The sequence below is a fragment of the Arthrobacter sp. SW1 genome (assembly GCF_001766675.1).
In the GTDB taxonomy this organism is placed as follows: domain Bacteria; phylum Actinomycetota; class Actinomycetes; order Actinomycetales; family Micrococcaceae; genus Arthrobacter.
The window spans coordinates 1-770 of sequence record NZ_MJLT01000054.1 but is presented as its reverse complement, the minus strand read 5'-3'; the positions used below and the strand labels follow the sequence as shown (position 1 = coordinate 770).

The 770-nt window shown below is 55.4% G+C and carries 2 rRNA genes; both read left to right on the top strand.

Annotated features, from left to right (window positions below):
• Window positions 1-169 (top strand): 16S ribosomal RNA (locus tag BIU82_RS15985); the annotation flags it as partial.
• A gap of 519 nt (window positions 170-688) precedes the next feature.
• A 23S ribosomal RNA gene (locus BIU82_RS15980) occupies window positions 689-770 on the top strand; the annotation flags it as partial.

Sequence of the window (770 nt, the reverse complement as noted above, 5' to 3'; positions counted from 1 at the left end):
ACGTTCCCGGGCCTTGTACACACCGCCCGTCAAGTCACGAAAGTTGGTAACACCCGAAGCCGGTGGCCTAACCCCTTGTGGGAGGGAGCCGTCGAAGGTGGGACCGGCGATTGGGACTAAGTCGTAACAAGGTAGCCGTACCGGAAGGTGCGGCTGGATCACCTCCTTTCTAAGGAGCCTCTACCACGTGTTCTGGTGGTGACTGCATGGTCGCTTCCGGGTGTGGTCAGGAGATTAAKCCCATTGCGCAGGCGTTCGTTCTGCGGTGGGTGCTCATGGGTGGAATATCAACGAATCAAACTGGTTTTGGCATGGCTGCCTTCTCGGGTGTCCTGGTGTGAGTACGACAACTCCTTTCATCGTTTGGTGTGGGGGTTGTGGGGAAAGCGTTCCGGGGTGYCSGGGTGTGGTGGKTGTGTTTGGCGCACTGTTGGGTCCTGAGGCAACAGGACCTGCAACGATGAGTTGCCGGGATCCTCCTGGGGTTTCTGGTTTTCCTGTCCTTGCCGATCATGCACTGTTTGTTGGTGTGTGGGGTGTGGGGGTTGGGGTTGTTGTTTGAGAACTACATAGTGGACGCGAGCATCTTGAGGCATGCACCCTGTTTGGGGTGTGTGTTGATAGCAATTTCTTTTGATGAACCTGGCCTTTGGCTTGGTTCTCTCGAGAGTTAGTTTTTGATCTGTGTGGTCAAGTTTTTAAGGGCACACGGTGGATGCCTTGGCATCAGGAGCCGATGAAGGACGTAGGAATCTGCGATAAGCCTGGGG